Annotated in this window: 17 protein-coding genes and 2 tRNA genes; 8 read left to right on the plus strand and 11 right to left on the minus strand. The window is 33.6% G+C overall.

Annotation, left to right across the window (positions count from 1 at the left end):
• Positions 1-129 precede the first annotated feature (129 nt).
• From AS161_RS02465 to AS161_RS02480, 4 genes are read right to left on the minus strand one after another with little or no spacing between them, the layout of a single operon-like run.
• The gene (locus AS161_RS02465; RefSeq protein ID WP_164541678.1) at positions 130-1,713 is read right to left on the minus strand and encodes a CotH kinase family protein; all 1,584 of its coding nucleotides are present in this window, start codon (positions 1,711-1,713) and stop codon (positions 130-132) included.
• Positions 1,714-1,735: 22 nt separating this feature from the next.
• Complete coding sequence (locus AS161_RS02470) at positions 1,736-2,392, minus strand: hypothetical protein (RefSeq protein ID WP_164541679.1); 657 nt, start codon at positions 2,390-2,392, stop codon at positions 1,736-1,738.
• 31 nt (positions 2,393-2,423) lie between these two features.
• Complete coding sequence (locus tag AS161_RS02475) at positions 2,424-3,554, minus strand: ABC transporter permease (protein ID WP_164541680.1); 1,131 nt, start codon at positions 3,552-3,554, stop codon at positions 2,424-2,426.
• A 36-nt stretch (positions 3,555-3,590) separates the two neighbouring features.
• A complete protein-coding gene (locus tag AS161_RS02480; protein ID WP_164541681.1) occupies positions 3,591-4,292 on the minus strand; it encodes a hypothetical protein in 702 nt (233 codons plus the stop codon).
• A gap of 167 nt (positions 4,293-4,459) precedes the next feature.
• Between AS161_RS02480 and AS161_RS02485 the strand changes: the two genes are divergently transcribed.
• The 8 genes from AS161_RS02485 (at position 4,460) to AS161_RS02520 (ending at position 10,174) form a co-directional block, all read left to right on the plus strand.
• A tRNA-Ser gene (locus AS161_RS02485) sits at positions 4,460-4,549 on the plus strand.
• Positions 4,550-4,623: 74 nt separating this feature from the next.
• A tRNA-Arg gene (locus tag AS161_RS02490) sits at positions 4,624-4,700 on the plus strand.
• Between the two features lie 146 nt (positions 4,701-4,846).
• Positions 4,847-6,073 (plus strand): competence/damage-inducible protein A, encoded by a 1,227-nt coding sequence (locus tag AS161_RS02495; protein ID WP_164541682.1) that lies wholly within the window; start codon positions 4,847-4,849, stop codon positions 6,071-6,073.
• On the plus strand, positions 6,061-7,062 hold the full coding sequence (locus AS161_RS02500) for a LacI family DNA-binding transcriptional regulator (RefSeq protein ID WP_164541683.1): 1,002 nt from the start codon (positions 6,061-6,063) through the stop codon (positions 7,060-7,062). Before AS161_RS02495 ends, AS161_RS02500 begins: the two co-directional genes overlap by 13 nt.
• A 40-nt stretch (positions 7,063-7,102) precedes the next feature.
• On the plus strand, positions 7,103-8,053 hold the full coding sequence (locus tag AS161_RS02505; RefSeq protein WP_011994733.1) for a D-alanine--D-alanine ligase: 951 nt from the start codon (positions 7,103-7,105) through the stop codon (positions 8,051-8,053).
• Between the two features lie 27 nt (positions 8,054-8,080).
• Positions 8,081-9,064, plus strand: coding sequence for a M48 family metalloprotease (locus AS161_RS02510; protein WP_164541684.1), 984 nt, complete (start codon positions 8,081-8,083; stop codon positions 9,062-9,064).
• Positions 9,065-9,070: 6 nt separating this feature from the next.
• Complete coding sequence (locus AS161_RS02515) at positions 9,071-9,628, plus strand: metal-dependent hydrolase (RefSeq protein WP_164541685.1); 558 nt, start codon at positions 9,071-9,073, stop codon at positions 9,626-9,628.
• Positions 9,629-9,664: 36 nt separating this feature from the next.
• The gene (locus AS161_RS02520; protein WP_011994736.1) at positions 9,665-10,174 is read left to right on the plus strand and encodes a hypothetical protein; all 510 of its coding nucleotides are present in this window, start codon (positions 9,665-9,667) and stop codon (positions 10,172-10,174) included.
• Positions 10,175-10,241: 67 nt separating this feature from the next.
• Here AS161_RS02520 and AS161_RS02525 read toward each other — a convergent pair whose 3' ends face one another.
• The 7 genes from AS161_RS02525 to AS161_RS09200 form a co-directional block, all read right to left on the minus strand.
• Positions 10,242-11,312, minus strand: a complete 1,071-nt coding sequence (locus AS161_RS02525) for an ABC transporter ATP-binding protein (RefSeq protein ID WP_164541686.1) — start codon at positions 11,310-11,312, stop codon at positions 10,242-10,244.
• A 41-nt stretch (positions 11,313-11,353) separates the two neighbouring features.
• The gene (locus tag AS161_RS02530) at positions 11,354-13,495 is read right to left on the minus strand and encodes an iron ABC transporter permease (RefSeq protein WP_164541687.1); all 2,142 of its coding nucleotides are present in this window, start codon (positions 13,493-13,495) and stop codon (positions 11,354-11,356) included.
• The gene (locus AS161_RS02535; RefSeq protein WP_164541688.1) at positions 13,471-14,457 is read right to left on the minus strand and encodes an ABC transporter substrate-binding protein; all 987 of its coding nucleotides are present in this window, start codon (positions 14,455-14,457) and stop codon (positions 13,471-13,473) included. Before AS161_RS02535 ends, AS161_RS02530 begins: the two co-directional genes overlap by 25 nt.
• A gap of 32 nt (positions 14,458-14,489) precedes the next feature.
• Positions 14,490-15,518 carry an L-Ala-D/L-Glu epimerase gene (locus AS161_RS02540; RefSeq protein ID WP_164541689.1) on the minus strand — a complete coding sequence of 343 codons (1,029 nt, stop codon included), beginning with the start codon at positions 15,516-15,518 and terminating at the stop codon, positions 14,490-14,492.
• A gap of 23 nt (positions 15,519-15,541) precedes the next feature.
• Positions 15,542-16,891 (minus strand): transglutaminase-like domain-containing protein, encoded by a 1,350-nt coding sequence (locus tag AS161_RS02545; RefSeq protein ID WP_011994766.1) that lies wholly within the window; start codon positions 16,889-16,891, stop codon positions 15,542-15,544.
• 172 nt (positions 16,892-17,063) lie between these two features.
• Positions 17,064-18,641, minus strand: coding sequence for an L-glutamate gamma-semialdehyde dehydrogenase (pruA, locus tag AS161_RS02550; RefSeq protein WP_164541690.1), 1,578 nt, complete (start codon positions 18,639-18,641; stop codon positions 17,064-17,066).
• Between the two features lie 101 nt (positions 18,642-18,742).
• On the minus strand, positions 18,743-18,956 hold a 214-nt coding region (locus tag AS161_RS09200; RefSeq protein WP_206518746.1), incomplete at its 5' end, for a hypothetical protein.

The following is an 18,956-nucleotide window of genomic DNA, read 5'->3' on the forward strand; positions in this document are numbered from 1 at the left end:
ACAAATACTTGATTAATTACATATTTTGTAACATCTAAACATTTGTGAAAATAAAAGTAGTATTATTTAATTTACTCAAAGTAGGTTTCACAAACTTTCATAATTAATATTGTCTTAAGTTTAAAATCTTTACTTCTCTATTGAATATTTAATAAAGTTTTCCTCAAAAATGCTTCGTATTATATCACGCCTATATTCCACAAATTTTTTTACCCATTCCGATTCATTTTGCCATGCTTCGTAAGTTGGTTTACCCCATCTTTGAGAATGCCTTTTCATTTCGTCATTTAATTTTCCGATAATATCGTCAGCTATACTTTCAGCCAATTCTGGTATAAAGATGTTATTCAAGATATAGTAAAATCTTTCAGTGAACTTGGCTCTAAATTCTTCGTTTTCTAAAAGTTTCTTTAAGATTAAGGTTGCTTCTTCTGTCGTTGTCCAAGGTATTTCAGGGTCACCGAATATAGCTGTTTTTAATGTGTCGTGTGTCGGTTCCCACATTGCTAAATCCATATCGTACATCATCCATCGCCATTTACCATCGCCATATTTATTATTTTCTGGTTTTAGGACACGCCATATGCGTTCGTTGTTGCCTGGCCAGTCCGTGTTAGCTGATAATATTTCTGCAATTTTGAAATCGATGAAATTATCGATATCGATTATTTCACAGACTTTATCATAGTTTTCTTTGATGGATAAATCATTATTTCTAACAAAATCCATCAAATCGACAAAGCTTTTTTGATCGCCTTCTTTTCCGTCTTGTATTGTTAAGTCATAGTTTATTATAACGGTATTTTTTTCATTTACACCGTATTTGACTTGCAAATAACGCTGATCATAATATTCCATTAAGTATGAAATACCCCAATATTCACCGTTTATGTAATGAACAACCGGATAGTTGTCTTGTGTGTCAAAGTTTAGATTTTTGAAAACTTTTTGCGCAAAAGCATCTCTCATATAAGCTGTTTCCCAATCGTTTCCAGCGTTTCTCAACAACAACTTTTTATATCCTATTCTTCCAAAGAACGGATATCTAAACTCTTTCTCTTTATTTCGTGCATACAATCTTAATGATTTTATAGGCAAGCTTCTTGTGAATTCCCCATGGATTCTTATACCTATCTCTGTTCTATACTTCAATTTCCCTTCCTCAAAGTATTCCATTATCGCAGGTCTTTCCGATGTATCACCACGTTGGTGATAATTTCCGGTCCAAAAAGGATTTGATGGGTCAAATAACTTACCGGGTACATATATACCTTTTTCATCATCGAAGAGATTTTCAGGATCGGTTATTATTGAGAAGACTGGTAATTTGTGATTTACTCCTATGAAATACGTTCTTACCGTCGAGTCTGTTATATTTCCATTGCTTACCTCTATTATTTTTAAAACCGTTGCTTTTTCAAATGCGCCAGAAGGTTTTTCCCAAATAGGGGATGTTGGTATGTACATATACTCATTTTCGTAATTTTTTTGGATAACTAATGGTTGAGAATATTTAAAAGTATTTTTTGAATCTATCCTAGGAGTTGAACCATCTGTTGTGTAATAAATCTCTCCGCCAACTGTTGATTTGATTTCAACAGTTATGGTTGTATCGTAAAAACCAGATTCGTGGGATATTAATAGTTGTGAAAATAGTGATACTGATAAAAAACACAATATGGTTATTGCTAATAACAATAAAATTTTTTTCATTTAATCACCTCGCTTTTTTAGTTTATTTATATGCTTTTATCCAAAACACATACTCTAATCCATTCTCAGTTATGTAAACCTTTTCTTTTTTCGATAGGTCGTCTACCAAGGTTGAATTTATATCAAATTTAGGTCTAATGACTATTTCATACCCATCTCCGGATATTCTAAATGAAATATCGTATTTTTTGTATAGCTCTTCGCTAATGAGATTTTTATTGTATATATTTTCGCTATTTAACGTTGAAATTTTGTATCCAGAGCTTATGTATTTTCTTGCTGCTTTTTCAACTTGTAGTATTTCATTGTATATTGAATCTGCAGAGAGTGAAATACTCTCAGTTGCACTACTTTCTAAAAGAATATTTGTTGAAGTATCATCAGGTTTAATCTGAATTTCAACTTGTCCGATGTTGGTTTGGAAAGATGTTGTAGATGATTCATGAGAAACACTTTGTTCATTAGTGTTTGTTTTTTCTGAATAGTATTGAGCCACTGGTTGTTCTGAGGTATTTCCTTGGCTAATTGATTTATTTGTTTCGTCGGCAATTATCGTATTAGTTGAATCGGCTTTATTCGGTGCGTAGTCAAAAACAATAGGTCTATTAGATAAGTTAGATATTATAATTAAAACAGTTAGAATAAGAAAAATTATTACTACTTTGACAAAAATTTCCATAGTTGTAAACCACCATCCTAATTATCGAGTATCATTTACTTTCTTTACTAATCCTATCTGGTAAAAACGTAAAATTTAATCTTATTAAACTTATTAGAAGAAATAAAATAGACATAGTTATTGATAAAATAATAAACTTTGACTCACTTTTCAACATATTTGTTGATTTTCCAAAGAATTGCACAGTTCTTATTACATAACTACTTCTAAATGTAGGTAATAGCTCTACAAATTTTCTGAAAAAACTTGGGATTTCGGATAAATTGACAAATGGTCCGTTTATAAGTAAAAAAAACACGGAAATGGTTGAACCGAGAAGATTTGAAGTCAAAGTATTTTGTGAAAGTGAAGAAATAAATATACCCAGTGAAGAATAAAATGTGGCATTTAATAGTATGAATGAAGCTACTAATATTGGAGATATGCTAAATCCTTTTAGTAAAAAGTATATATATACTAATACTCCTGATATAAAGCTCAAAATTAAGGAGGTGGAAAATTTTATAATTAGATAGTGGAATATGCTAAAATTTGAAAGTGTAAGCTGTTTAAGAATTCCAATTTCTTTGTCTCGAGTTATTAATCCAGCCCCAATAAGTAAACCAATAAACATTGTTATTATAAAAATCATACTTGTAGCAGATACTTGAGAAAAATCAATAGATTTTTCCGTGACAAGTTCCGGTGCTGGAACATTTGAAGCTGTGTACATTTCTTTTAAAACTTTTGGATTGAAGAATGGTCCACCACTAAGGTCTTCAAACATCTTTTTAAAAACTAAATAAGCGGCTGCTGAAAGCTCTGTATTTACTGGGCTTGGAATGTATTTTAGCATTGTCTTTTTTCCAGCAAATAATGAATTGGTAAAATCATTTGGTATAACAACAACCGCGTTGAGATTTCCGCTTTGCAATTCTTTTTCGTAGTTTTCGTTAACATATTTTATCGTTCCACCTTTAAATAATGAAACTATTACTCCAACGGTAAATTTTGAAAGTGGAGATTTATCCAAAGTGTAAATTCCTATTTTTAGATCCGATTCACTAAAGGAATAGAAAAAAGATGAACTAATTAGAGCAAATATTAATGGTACAATAAAAAGCACAATATAAGTAAACGGTCTTGAGAACAATCTTTTGAACTCAAATTTTAGAAATTCCAAATTTTATCAGCCTCCACATTATAATATTCAAGATTTTTAAAATCTCACTCTTAACAAAATAGTATGACTTATTCTTGAGAACGTTCTTTCAAACTCTTCTATGTTTTCCATAATTTTGAAGTCGGGTAGATATGGTCCATAAATAGTTGTTCCGATGTCGTAACTTATTATGTAAGTTATAATTGGAAAATTGTTAAAGTTCATAGGTATATCCATACGAAGCTTAATACTTCCGATCAAATTTATAGTAGATACAACATTGTAATGCCTAAGCTCAACTTTATTAAAATCATTGTAATCGTGAGAATTTCCTGTTAATAAACTAAGACTTTCAAAGTTAATTCCAAACGCTCCTCCAAAGCTGAAAATAGTTTCTGAGATTGAATTCCCTATTCTAACCCCTAGTAATTTTACCCAGATATCGTAATTTACCCCAAATGTATCGTAAATAAAATTTTCAGGTATAAAAGATAATATACTCTTATATATTGTAAATCCGCTTGTTAAAATAGATGGATTTCTTGGATTGGCATTTACTTCAAACGTGTAAACACCAACAAAGCGTTTAATTAAATCAATTTCATATCCTGTCTTTTCTGAGGCTTTTGAAATAGCCGGCGAAGTATCAGTCAAAGCTAATCCATAAAAATCCGCGAATGTATTCGTAAATGAAAAAGCAAAAGTACTAATCAATGCAGAGAGAATACAGATGAATTTAGTTATCCTATCAACCATCATAAGAGTTCCTCCACTTTGATATTTTTTAGATTATTATTCCCTAAAGTATATTATAGCATACAAATTTACTTATGTTAATTAATCACCTACTTGAAATTTTTCAAGTCTGTGGTACAATTTCTAAGCGGGTACATTGTGTGTTGATGGATTTTACCAATTTTCTAAATGGAGAGATGGCCGAGTGGTCGAAGGCGCTTGCCTGCTAAGCAAGTGTGGAGGTTTCTCCACCGAGGGTTCGAATCCCTCTCTCTCCGCCAAAGTTGTGGTAGATGGTAGATTACTTTTTAAGCCATCTACCATTTATTATTAGAGCTTTCAATTAAAGTTAGACGTGCCCGTAGCTCAACTGGATAGAGCGTCAGACTGCGGATCTGGAGGTTGTGGGTTCAAGTCCCGCCGGGCACGCCAAGATTTTTAATATCTTAATATCAATACTTTAAATGTAAAAACTACACGAAGATTCGTGTAGTTTTTATTTTTTTATGATATAATTTATTTTGACTAACTTTTAAAATTTAGTCTTAATCTTTTTACCGACTTGAGGGGGTTTACTTGTGAAGAAAGCCATTATTTTAGCCATAGGAAATGAATTAGTTGAGGGTTTAATTATCGATACAAATTCTAGATATCTTGCTCAAAGACTTAAAGAATTTGGCTATTATATAGTTCGCACGGAAACACTTCCAGATAATTTTGATATAATGGTTTCACGAATAAAAGAGGCTATAAATGATGCTGATTTGATAATTACAAGTGGCGGTTTAGGACCAACAGAAGATGATTTAACAAGAGAAGCTGTGGCTCATTCGATTGGTAGAAAACTTTTAAAGAATGAAGCAATCGCTCAAGAACTTATAAACAGAGCCATAAAATATTATGGTAAAGCACCTGAAAGTGTTGTAAAGCAGGCCTTTGTGATAGAAAATGCCGAAGTAATAGATAATAAGGTTGGAACAGCACCAGGTCAAATATTAAAATACGATGGAAAAATAATAATCCTTTTACCAGGTCCCCCAGTCGAATTAATTCCCATGTTTGAAAGTATTTTGGAAAAGCTTAAAACAAACGATTCGCTTTACACGAGAAGAATAAAAACCATAGGGATACCCGAAGCTGTCTTGATGGATGAGTATAAGGATATATTATACTCAAATTCTCGTATTACTATAGCAACAATGGCTTCTTACGAACGAGGTGTTGAAGTTAGATTTACCGGTCCTATTGAAATTAAAGATGAGATAGACTATGTTGTAAACACACTTTTACCAAAGCTTGGTGAGAGTGTGTATGCTTTGGATGACAAGGAAATGCACGACGTTGTATATGAATTACTTGTCAAAAATAATTATACAGTCTCTTTTGCTGAATCATGTACAGGAGGACTGATTTCATCTACTTTCGTTGATATACCTGGGGTTTCTTCTGTGTTCAAAGGTAGCGTTGTTGCTTATTCTAATGAAGCAAAGATAGAAATATTAGGTGTTAGTAAAGAAACCATAGAGAAATTTGGAGCGGTTAGTGAAGAGTGCGTAATAGAAATGGCACAGGGCGCTAAAAAAATTTTCAATTCAAATTTTTCTGTCGCGGTATCAGGTATAGCTGGACCGTCTGGTGGTAGTGAGAAAAAGCCTGTAGGGACAGTGTGCATAGCTGTTTGTAGCCCTAACGGTATTAATTCAGCCACTTATAATTTGAGAGGCGATAGGCAGATGATCAGGAAAAGAAGTACATTAATTGCTTTTGATATGCTAAGGAGAGGGATTATCAAATGCCAAGGTTAAAACAAAAGATTAGGAGAATAACGATAAAGGATGTTGCGGAATTTGCGGAAGTTGGTGTTGGCACTGTTTCTCGGGTTTTGAACAATAACCCGCATGTAGATTCTAAAACACGGCAGAAAGTTTTAGATGCCATTAAAAAATTAGGTTATATTCCAAATCCACATGCACGACGATTATCAACTGGAGAGAGTAATCTTATAACGGTAATTACACCAGAAATGAAAGGTGATTTTTATCAAATATTACTATCTGCTATTGACGAAGTGCTTATTAAAAACGGTTATTCTTCATTACTCTATCCATTGTACAATGAAAGGAAATACGAAGGATTAAAAAAATCTTCCGATATTCTCCTTTCAACTGATGGCATAATAGTTGATGGTGTTAGTGTAGACAATATTCTAAAGGGGTTTATTAATCCTCAAACGCCAGTTGTATGTGTTGAGCAAGATTCCGATAAATACGATTCCGTGATTGTTGATAATTATTATGGTGGTATACTTGCCGGTGATTATTTTTCCGATTTTGATATGGATATATTTGTTGTTACTCATAGAAAATCACATGAACTTGAAAGTACGGTTTTTGACGAACGTTTAGAGGGGTTTCAAGAATCTCTTGAAAGAAAAGGAAGGAGTATAGATAAGATATATTACGTTCCACTCGATTGGGAAAGCACGTTTGAAGTCGCAAGGCGCATTTTTTCAAGATATAAAAGGTGCGCCATCTTTACAACAACGGACTATCTGGCGGTACCTATCATCGAGGTAGCAAGAACTATGGAATTAAAGGTAGGAAAAGATGTTAAAGTTTGTGGATTTGATGATCTTCCAATAGCTCAGATATTGGAAATAACAACTATAAAACAGCCTATATACGATATGGGGAAAATTGCTGCTGATTTATTAATTAAGCGTATTAATGGTCGAATTAAAGAAAAAGTAAAAAAGTATGTTTTGAAACCAGAACTTGTTATAAGATCTACTTAATTAATGAAAAATTAAGACAAGAACTTAGGGAGGCAAAAAAATGTACTTAGGTGTTTTACTTGGTGGAATTTCAAGAGAAAGGGAGATTTCTATTAGGAGTGGAAAAAGGATAGCGCAGGCTTTAAGAAATATGGGACATGTAGTTGACGAAATCGATGTCGATGATAATTTTATCTACAAGCTCTCCGAATTGAAAAAATACGATGCATTATTTAATATTCTCCATGGAACTTTTGGTGAAGATGGTAAAATGCAAGCGATATTGGACTCCATAGGCATACCTTACACTGGTTCTGGAGTAGAAACGAGTGTTATTGCTTTTGATAAATATTTATGCAACCTTTTTGTTGAAAATACTATAGAAAGATATGAGGAACTAAGCGTTGTAAAGATACCTAATTTTCTTTTAATCAGCTCAGAGGAATTTGAAGAATCGAAAATATATATGATTGAAGAAAAAATAGGGTTACCATGTGTTGTGAAGCCAAGGAAAGAAGGATCAAGTATAGGAACACACATTTGTTTTTCAAAAGAAGAACTTTTAGATGCCCTTAAGAACGAATTCAAAAATTATGACGAAATGATTGTTCAGGAATACATTAAAGGAAAGGAAATAACAGTTTCTGTGATAGATATTAATGGTACTCCAACCGTTCTTCCGATACTTGAATTGAGGCCCAAAAAATTATTTTACGATTATGAAGCTAAATACACGGATGGAATGACAGAATTTATTATACCGGCTGAACTTGATGGAGAAACAACGGAAAAAATAAACCACGCAGTATTGAAGATATATAAATCACTTGGTTGTAAACACTTTTCGAGAATAGATGGAATAGTTAAGGATGGTGTTTTTTATTTTCTTGAAGTTAATACTCTGCCTGGTATGACTGAGCTAAGCGATTTGCCAATGTCAGCAAATGCTTTTGGTATTTCTTTCGATGAACTTGTTGATTTGATAATCAAAGAAGCATGCAGGAAGCTTTAGTTTAATAAAAATTCAGGGGTTGATTCAATGAGAGAATTTGGTAAAAAAGTACTTTGGGATAGGCAGAAAATAAACAAGGTTTCAACATACATTATATTATCCATGTTTATAATTTTCGCTATGCTTTTCGGAGTTTTACTTGACATTTGGTTGAAAACAAATGTTTTTTTTACAATACTATTTTTTATCTTCTCTGTCTTTCAAATTCTATTTGGTTTGTCTTTAACAGGCAGTTTTATAATAAAACTCCTTGATGCAAAGCGTTTAGGAGAAGAAAATTTGAGGGAAATAATAAAAAATAGTACTTATTTTTCTGATCCAGAATATATTAAAAACATTATTGACGAAGTTAAAAGAGTAGTTGATTGCGATAGTGATATTGAAGTATTTGTCATTCCATCTCAAATGATAAATGCGCTTTTAGTTGGGAGAACAAAACACGATTATAAATTATGCTTAACATATGGCACAATTGAAAAGTTGCCCCTTAATGAATTTAAAGCATTACTTTATCATGAATTTTTCCATATAATTACCAAAGATACAGAGTATCTTACAACTGTTAGTGGGACATTTGGAAGCCCGATGTTGTTATTTAAACTTTCATCAAATGCGATGAAGAACATTATTAAAAGTAAAAACAAAGTTTCAAATATGGATTTTTATAGAGATTTCATAATTTTTTCTTTTATATGTTTGGTCAGTGTTTTGTTCCTTCCTTTATCATTGTTAACAAACTTTTTTATAAGCGTGAGAAAAGAATTCGATGCTGACATGTTTTCTGTAAACAATGTTGGGAAGGAAAGTATGATAAGTTTGTTGAAAAAAATTAAGGAGTCATGCCAAAGTTTGGACACAAGCTATTTCTTTATGCGGCATTTATTCTTTTCACATCCAAATTGTAAAGATATTACCAATAAGGTGAACAAAGCTATTGAAACATATCCAACAATAGATGAGAGAATTGAGTTTATAGAAAAGAGTTATTCTCAGGACAATAGAGTGGAGTGATTGAAAATGCCGAATTTGTTAACTCACCTTAAATTTGGGATGGTATCGTACCCATTTTATTTAATTATTTATACTTCATTTTTAAAGTTTTTCAAAACGAATATCTCATTATCTGTTTTGGATATTTCACTGAGTTATTTGTTTTACATTGTTGGAAGCGATTTACCCGATCTTGATAGCAGCAATGCACCTTTGAGGGGTTTTACAAAAGCTTTGTCTTTAGGTTTTTCTATATACATATTTACAAATTTTATAATGGAAAAACTTTCTAATCTTCCCCAATTGAAAATTCCAGTAATTTTATTATTACCTATATCTGTTGCCATCTCGATGCTTATAGGTGCAGGGCTTATAAACCTTTTTTTGTCGATGCCGATATTTTCGCACAGAGGATTTGCTCATTCGGTAACTTTCGCTGGAATTTATGGCCTTTTAATTTATCTTTTCTCAACAGGAAAGAGCGATAACGCAATATTTTTAGGAATAAGTGCCTTTGCTGGAGTTATGAGCCACATGATTGCCGATTATAGAAAAAATCCAACAAAAATATTTAAACTATGGTAGACTTATAAATAATTACACATTTGAAGGAGTGATAAGATGAGATTTTTAGACGGAGTAAATGTTACTTACATTAAAAAGAGCGAGAAAGAAAAATATTCTAAAGTTCTTCGAGAAATTTCAAAAAGTGGCACAAGTTTAGAATTTAGACCAGTGAATGGTAAAGATTATGGTCATTATCGAATAGAATTTTACGAACCAACGGATAAATTACCAACAATGAAGGTCATAGGTTTTCTTACACAAGAAGCACCTTTAGACTGGTTAATGAGTTTGGATAATCAATCCGAAATTACTTTAAATGATGTTTTTCATGTTGTTGACACAGAGATCATTGAGGTTAACCAAGCTGATTTTATACATTCTGTTGTGATTGAACAGTATAAAGTTTATTCAATAATAAATAAGGAAAAAACCCAAGGATTAACGGTAAATGAACTTGTTAAATTAACACTTGAGAAGATGTTTGAAGTATATTTTGATGAAAAGTTCAATGAAGAAGAATATGATATAGAGGTTCATCCTGAGTTAACTGATTACTTTGTTTGATTTTAAAAAATAAAAAACGGTCGGCTGAATAAAATCTTACACCGACCGTTTTGTTTTTTAGTATAATTTAATCTTCAGGTATTATCTTGGCTATATCTGGTACTATATCGATTTTTACTTCACTACCTTCGACTAATTCACTTTCAAATGGTGGAACAATTTTAATCATAACTTCACCAAACTCTGTGTCTATATAGTATTCGATGAAATTACCAAGATAAACCACAGTTTTGATTTTTCCACTTATTGGTCCTTCTTTTGATATCTTTAACCCTTCTGGCCTACAACCTAATATATATTTTTCAGATTTGGCTGTTGGGAGAGCAGAAATTTTGTATGTTTTCCCTTTTAATCTTATCGTTGTTTCTTCTTTTCCAATTTCAAGAACTTCAATTGGGAAGAAGTTGATTTTTCCCATGAATTCAGCTGCAAACTTACTTGCAGGTCTTTCGTATATATCCTCTGGTGTGCCGATTTGCTCTATTTTTCCTTTATTCATTAACACGATTTTATCGGATAATGTCAAAGCTTCCGTTCTATCATGAGTAACATATATCGCAGTGATGCCTACTTCTCTTTGTATTCTCTTTATTTCAACTCTCATCTGTTCTCTCAACAGAACATCTAAATTTGATAAAGGTTCATCAAAGAGCAATACAGATGGTTCAACTACAAGGGCTCTTGCAAGCGCAACTCTTTGTTGTTGCCCACCAGAAAGGCTTGATGGTGGTCTATCGCCAAACCCTTCTAAACCAACTATTTTTAAAATGTTTTCAACCCTTTTATTTATTTCTTCTTTTGGAATTTTTCTCATCTTGAGTCCGTATGCTATGTTTTCTTTTACATTCATATGTGGAAATAATCCGTAGCTTTGAAAGACCATCGCGGTGTCTCGTTTCCATGGTGGAATTTCAACAACATTCGTATCATTTATCAAAATGCGCCCACTTGTAGGTTTTTCAAATCCAGCAATCATTCTCAATGTTGTTGTTTTGCCGCAGCCAGATGGCCCAAGTAATGTTACAAACTCACCTGGTTTGACTTCAAAACTTATATTATCAACAGCTTTTATTTCCCTACCCTTGTAGTCTTTGAATATCTTTGAGACACTTTCTATTTTTAAAGATACTTGCTTCACTCTCTATTCACGCCCCTTCTATAAATGAATAATCTTCTAGTTTACTGTACAATTGTTTTTTCAAGGTATTCGCTTTTTTTGACAAGAATTCTAAGTAGTCCAAATACTGTTAGTATTATTATTATGAGCACTGAAGATAAAACACTTGCAAGTCCGAATCTTAAATTTTCGGAGAAATTGTATATTTGCATTGTTATGTGATACCACTTTGCTGAAATTAAGAAAACCACAGCACTAACTGCTGTCATTGACCTAACGAAAGTGTAAGACAAACTCGAAATAAATGCAGGTCGTATCAGTGGTAAAATAATAGTTGAAAATACTGTTTGTGGGTTTGCACCTAAGTTTTGAGCGGCTTCCTCTATAGATGGATCTATTTGCTTTAATGTTGCAACTCCACCTTCTACCCCAACGGGTAATTCTCTAATAATGTAATTTATTACAATTATTGCGGCCGTGCCTACTAAAATAATTGGTGGTTTATTAAACGCTATAACGTAACTAATACCTATAAGTGTACCAGGTATTGAAAACGGTAGTAATACCAATCCTTGCAAAATCTTCTTTCCTGGAAATTTTTTTCTTACGAATAAAAATGCGACAATCATTGAAAAAATACCAGCAATTGGCATAGCAACACTTGCCAGTATAGTCGTATCTACAAGAGCATCCTTCCCTCTTTGGAGTGCTTCTTTTATATTTGCTGTTGTAAATGTGTAATCGATACCCCAATTTTTGACAAAGCACCCCATGAATATTGTTGAGTAAAGACCTATTAAAAAGAAAACTATAATATATACAAGCGTAGTTAAGAAAATTTTCGTTTTTGGGCTAACTATTTCAACTATTCTTCCACTTGGCTTGCCAGTTACTGTTACGTATGATTTTCTATTTACCACATATCTTTGCAAATAAAACGCTGTCAGTGTTGGTAGGAGCAACAGAAGTGATAATGCCGCACCTCTATCAAGTCTGTTCATACCGGTAACTTCAAGGTAAGCCGTAACGGATAAAACATTGAACTTACCACCAAGCATCAAAGGATTAGCGAAATCAGCAACAGAATTTGTGAATACCAAAAGCCAGGAACTAAGTAAACCTGGAAGTGAAAGTGGTAATGTAATTGTTGAAAAAATTTTCCATCTACTTGCACCAAGGTTCATTGCTGCTTCTTCTAAAGTACTATCAATAGACTCCAGTACGCCAACCATGGTTAAATAAGCTATAGGGAACATACCCATCGTTTGTGCAATCACAAGCCCATCTAACCCGTAAATATCCCAGTTCATTTTTAATAGTTGCTTAGTTATTAATCCGTTTGAACCAAAGAGTAAAATTATAGATAATGTTAATGAGAACGGAGGAGAAATGACTGGCAATGTTGCCATAGTTGATATAAATTTTTTGCCTTTGATGCTAGTCCTTGTAACTAAGAACGCGAACAAAAATCCAATGATTGTTGAAACTGTTGCAGTCAATGTACCAAGCAATATACTATTGAAAAATGCTTTTAAGTAGTTTTTTTCAGTCAAAATGGTCTTCCATACATTAAATGTAAATGTTCCGGTCCGTGTGAATGTCAGTTTAACAGCTTCGTAAAGTGGGTAGACGATGAATACTAATACAACGACGAACGTAATAATAATTGCGTAAGTTGTCACAGGATCTGTCGAGAATATCCCTATAGCAAATCCGATAACAAATATTGTAAGTGCTATTAAAAACATTATATCTATTGTGTTAAGCAATTTGATAGTATCTTCTGCGTTGTGAAGTTGCACCATTATTGCAACTACTTCATAGTCTTTTACAATGGGTGAAAAGACAACGAAATACTTTTTATTATTAATCGTTATTATTTTTGGAGAAATGTAAATTTCTTCATACAAAGCGTGTTCTTCGCCATAAGAAAAATCTGGTAGATTTTTTATAGTATTATTTAAACCCTCCAAGCTTTCCTCATAATTACCTTCAAAGTCATAAACATAATATTCCAAGTCCTGATAATTCTCTTTAATTTTTTCTGAGTCGGTCATAGAGATTGAATTAGCAAGTTTAAGTAAATTCTCCCGCTCCATGCGGGAGAATTCGTTCTTTATGGTTGTTCTAATCCAGAAAAGAATTGTAAATACTATGGTTATAACAGCTAAAAATTTTATTATTTTCCAATTTCTTTGTTCCATTTTTCTACTAACCTCTCTCTATTTTGAGCTTCCCAGAGTAAATCTTGTTGAATTAGGTTTATATCTTCAAGTTTGTAAACTAATTTATTTTTTGGAGCTTTTGGTGAAAGTGGTATAACATACCAACTTGCGATAATTGCTTGTGCCTTATCTCCAAGTATCCAGTTGTACAATTTTTTAGCTTCAAGAGGTTCTTTTCCACCTTTTATAAGTGACATAGCTGCTATTTCGTAGCCGGTTCCTTCTCTTGGTAGTGTTATAACAATCGGTGCACCTTCTTTTTGTAGTTTTACTAAGTCATGTAAATAACCAATAGCTATAGTTGTTTCACCAATTGCACAATCTTTTCCTGGTGCTGAACCTGATTTTGTGTACATGTTGACGTTTGCATCAAGCTTTTTCAAATAATCAAAAACTTTAGCTTCATCTCTTTTGTAGATGTTTACAAGTGTTGTAATAACGTTGTAAGCTGTACCAGATGTGTTTGGGTTAGCCATTCTAATTAATCCTTTGTACTCAGGTTTAAGTAGATCTGCCCAACTTGTTGGAGGATTAATTCCGAGCTCTTTTGCTTTGTTCTTGTTTGTTGCAAAAGCTAATGGCCCCACGTAAAGTCCTATCCAGTAACCATCTGGATCTTTAAATTTTTCATCAATGAATTGACTGTAGGGAGCTCTGTATGGCGTAGTTAAACCTTTTAATTTTGCCTCAACGTGAAAGACACCAACTCCACCAACCCATATCGAAGCTTGTGGGTTTTGTTTTTCCGCTTCCAACCTTGCTATAACTTCACCAGTTGAGAGTCTTACCCAGTTGACTTTTATTCCTGTTTCTTTCTCAAACTCTGCAAATAAAACTTTTGCTAATGGTTCTTCAAGAGTTGTGTAAGCATTTACATAATTTGCTGCAAAAATAAAAAATGTGGTCAAAATTACAACAAGCAAAGCCAAGACTTTCCTCATAGTAACACCTCCTGTTTTTTGGATTGAGAATATTATACACTATAAAATGGTAAACTTATTTTATACTTTCCTCTGAAAGTTGGTTCTTTAAGCATCAAAGAACTATCAAGGTCATGGAAATCAAAAGCTCCTGTGCCGAGTGCGAAGTGTACGCTTTGATTTACTCCAAGGCTCGACTCAGCCATGCAACCTAGCATCAATCTTATATTGGCGGCTTTTGCAATTTCGACAATTGCAAGCGCATCGCTTATGCCAGATTTCATTAGTTTGATATTTATATAATCAACCGCTTCTTCTTTGATAAGTCTTAAGACGTCATATTTCGTTCTTGCACTCTCATCAGCTGCAACTGGGAATGGGGAGTTCCATCTAACGTATTTTAAACCATCGATGTCGGTCATTGCAACTGGTTGTTCAAATACCGATATATCCACCCCTGCACGGTACAATTCTGTTACAAATCTTACAGCTTGTTTTGGAGTGTAACCTGTGTTTGCATCAACTATGTACTTGCACCCTTTACTCACTTCATGTATCGCTAATATAGCTTGTATATCTTCCTCTAAGTTTTCGCCAACTTTTATTTTTATAACTCTGTGCCCTTGCGAAATTATCTTTTTTACATCTTCTAACCTTTCTTCGATTGTACCTATACTCACAGTGTAATCTGTTTCTATTTCTCTTTTTGCCCCGCCTAATATTTGATAAACCGGAACGCCTATTTCTTCACTAAACGCATCGAGTACGGCGTATTGTACAGCAGCTTTTATGCTTGGAACGCCTTTTAGTGAGTCGGTAATATCGAAAATTTTCCTGTACTCTCTTACATCCATTCCAACAATCATTTCTTGAACAGCGTTTTCAAATCCCATCAAAGCTGAGATTTTCTCACCGTTAACTCTAAAAGATGGTGATGCTTCACCGTAACCTACAACTCCATTCTCAAGTTCTAAAATCACTTCGATATTTTGTGTCTCATATGAAATGTTGTTTGTAATGTGAAATGGTTTAACGTATTCAAATCGATTGAGCTTAAATTTTACGGATTTAATCTTTGCCAATTCGCATTCCCCCTTTTGTTTATTTATTTTTTACAAGGCTGAAATTTAAGTACTTCTATTTTACTTTCGAGGTCAATAACGTATCCATCTTCTTCTTTTGTAATGATTTCCATTTCACCTGTTTGATTATCGTAAGGGTCAAGTCTCCAAGAGATCTTTCGTGGTTCAAAATCACCTTGGAACTCTGTATTCGCAAACATTCTGAAACCATCAAGGTTTGTGAAATAAAATAATCTAAGGTCCTCGTTATCCTTTCTTCCTCCACCGAACGATAAATCAACCGGTACCCAACCATAATCTTCCAAATAAATTATTGCCCAATCATGCGATGAGGCGCCAATTGACGTAATACTCCATCCAGATTGCCATTTTGCTGGAACTCCAACCATTCGGCACAAAGTTATAAATAGCAAAGCTTGAAAACCACAATCACCTTTGAAAACAGTTGCAACATACTCTGGTATATTATCATAGATAGCATATGGTAACACATATGAGTAATTAACATTTAGCGTTACAAAATCGTATATCCTTCTTGCCTTTGCTATATCACTGACATTTTCTATGTTTTCATCGTGAAAAATCAAATCGATGAGGTTCCAAAGGTATGGAGTGAATCTTATATGTGGAAGTTTTTCCGAGAGGTCTTCGCTGGACGGTTTGTTTTTATATAGCCCATCGAAACCAATCCACTCGTGGATTTTATAAGAAAACTCAACGTAAAATTCTTCGTTATCTTTTCCTTCCATGTAAACTGTTCTTTGTCCAACTGAGTTTGGGGCTATTTTTACATCGTGACTTGCGGATATCAATTTTACATCAGATTGCTGAAATTCTTCTTTTGGAAACGGTAACCAAACTCTGACTTTTGTATCGGAGGGATGCTCTCTTTTTAGAGTTATCTTAGCTTGGATTTCGTATGTTTTAGGTTTTCCACCATCTATTAACCTTGTAATTGCTTTGTTTATAATATTTCTTCTTTTTTGAGTTAACTTCGTATTTTTATCTATTTTTTGACGTTCCTTAAAATGTGGATAATTGAAGAATAAATTACTATCGAATCTTTTTTCAAAGTATGGGGTATCATTTACATACATCCAATCGAGAATACCGTTTTTCATCAATTGTTTGAATTCACCTTTAGTAAGATTTTTTACTTTCTTTTTTAAAATGTTATACGCCTCTTTTTCTGAGATGCTGTATGCTTTTTTTAATAAAACTATCCGGTAAAGTTCGAAGTGCAATTTTTTGTTTAAGCCTTTAGGAATCTTATGTTCGATTCTTTCTTTTATTTTATGTTCGGCACGTTTGAATTTTCCAGCTAAGATATCGAACTTTATATCCTCCGGTGTTGGAAAGATGAGAAATTCCAAAACAATCCCCCCAATCAATAGCATAATTTTACATATTACCATACTATAATTTTACTCTGTTTTTTTAAATTCTCAAAATTTATTTTCAAGTTCTTATGTTAATTTTTTCAACAAAACAATATCGCAGCCCATTGCTAAGGGCTGCGATATTGTTTTTTAGTTTTTTGGAAAATTATATCTTTTCGCTTATCGCTTTTGCTTGCAAGAACAAACCGAGGTAATCTCTTCCACCAGCCTTGCTGTCAGTACCAGACATGTTAAATCCACCAAATGGATGTACTCCAACAAGCGCTCCTGTAGACTTTCTGTTGAAGTAAAGGTTTCCAACGTGGAATTCCTCTTTTGCGCGTTCTATTCTGTTTCTATCTTTGCTGTAAAGCGAACCAGTTAGACCGTATTCTGTTGCATTTGCTATTCTTAGAGCGTCGTCAAAATCCTCTGCCTTTATAATAGCAAGAACAGGGCCGAATATTTCTTCCTGGGCAATCCTTGCGTCCCATGGAACATCTTTAAATATAGTTGGTTCAATGAAATAGCCACCAAGGTCTTCTCTACCGTTTCCACCGTATATGAGTTGCCCTTCCTTCTTCCCTATTTCTATATACGCAAGTATTTTTTCCATTGAGCTTTTATTTACAACTGGACCAAGCCAATTTTCTTTGTATCTAACATCTCCCATTTTTATCTTTGATATTCGTTCGATAACTTTTTCGATAACTTTATCGTATACTTCTTTTACTATAACTGCTCTACTACCTGCGCTACATTTTTGACCTTGATAACCGAACGCGCTTACAACTATTCCTTCAGCAGCAGCATCTAAATACGCTGTTTCATCAACAACTACGGCATCTTTTCCACCCATTTCAAGGACTGTACGTTTTATCCATATCTGACCAGGTTGAGGTTTAGCCGCAAGTTCGTGTATTCTTAGTCCAACATCTTTTGAACCCGTAAAACTTATAAACCTTGTTTTTGGATGTTTAACAAGAAATTCTCCGGCAAGTGCACCACTTCCTGGTAAGAAGTTAACAACGCCATCTGGTAAACCAACTTCTTGGAGCACTTCAAAGAACTTAGCCGCAATTACAGGACTATCGCTTGCAGGTTTTAAAACGACAGTATTTCCAGTAACAACCGCTGCACTTGTCATTCCTACCAAAATGGCAAGTGGGAAGTTCCAAGGTGGTATAACTATACCTACACCTAAAGGTATATATCTAAGTTCGTTGTATTCACCAGTTATTCTTACCAATGGTTGTTCTGAAGCGTACCTTACCATTTCTCTCGCGTAAAATTCTAAGAAATCGATTGCTTCAGAAACATCTGCATCGGCTTCTACCCAATTCTTTCCAACTTCGTACACAAGCCAAGCATCGAATTCAAATTTCCTTTCTCTTATTTTTTTGGCAGCTTTTAACAAATACTCTGCACGAACATGGGCAGGAGTTCTGCTCCACGTTTTAAACGCTTCCCATGCATTTTCCAAAGCTTTTTCTGCAAGTTCCTCGTTTGCGCTGTTCACATAACCAACGATTTCATCAAATTTACTAGGATTTATCGATTTAATCTTTTTCTCTGTTTTGTAAGGTTTTCCCCCTATAAAAATATCGTACTCTTCTCCAAATTCTTTGTAGACTTTTTCAAGAGCTTCTTTCATCTTTGTTTCATTTTCTGGTTTGGAAAAATCTGTTACTGGCTCATTTTTAAATGGTGGAATAATTGTCCAATCTGTTACTTCGTACCCCACAACGCTCCCCCCTTTTTTTGAAGATTTTGTTAACCAAAGGTATTGATAAATTTCAAAAATCATATTATCTTCTTAAATAGGGGACACCCCCCAATATACTCTCAATAAGGAGGTATCCCGACATGACTAATATCCAACTCAAATGCCCTCATTGTGGCTCTTCTAACTTCATCAAAAACGGTCATGATAAGTTCAAAAACCAAATCTTCTTTTGCAAAGACTGCAAGCGTTACTTTAAACTTTCTTTCACCAAAAAACACAAACTCTTCTCTTTCCCTTACCCTCGTTGTGTTCATTGTAACCATGTCATGGAAA

This window comes from Fervidobacterium sp. 2310opik-2, assembly GCF_011057735.1.
In the GTDB taxonomy this organism is placed as follows: domain Bacteria; phylum Thermotogota; class Thermotogae; order Thermotogales; family Fervidobacteriaceae; genus Fervidobacterium; species Fervidobacterium nodosum.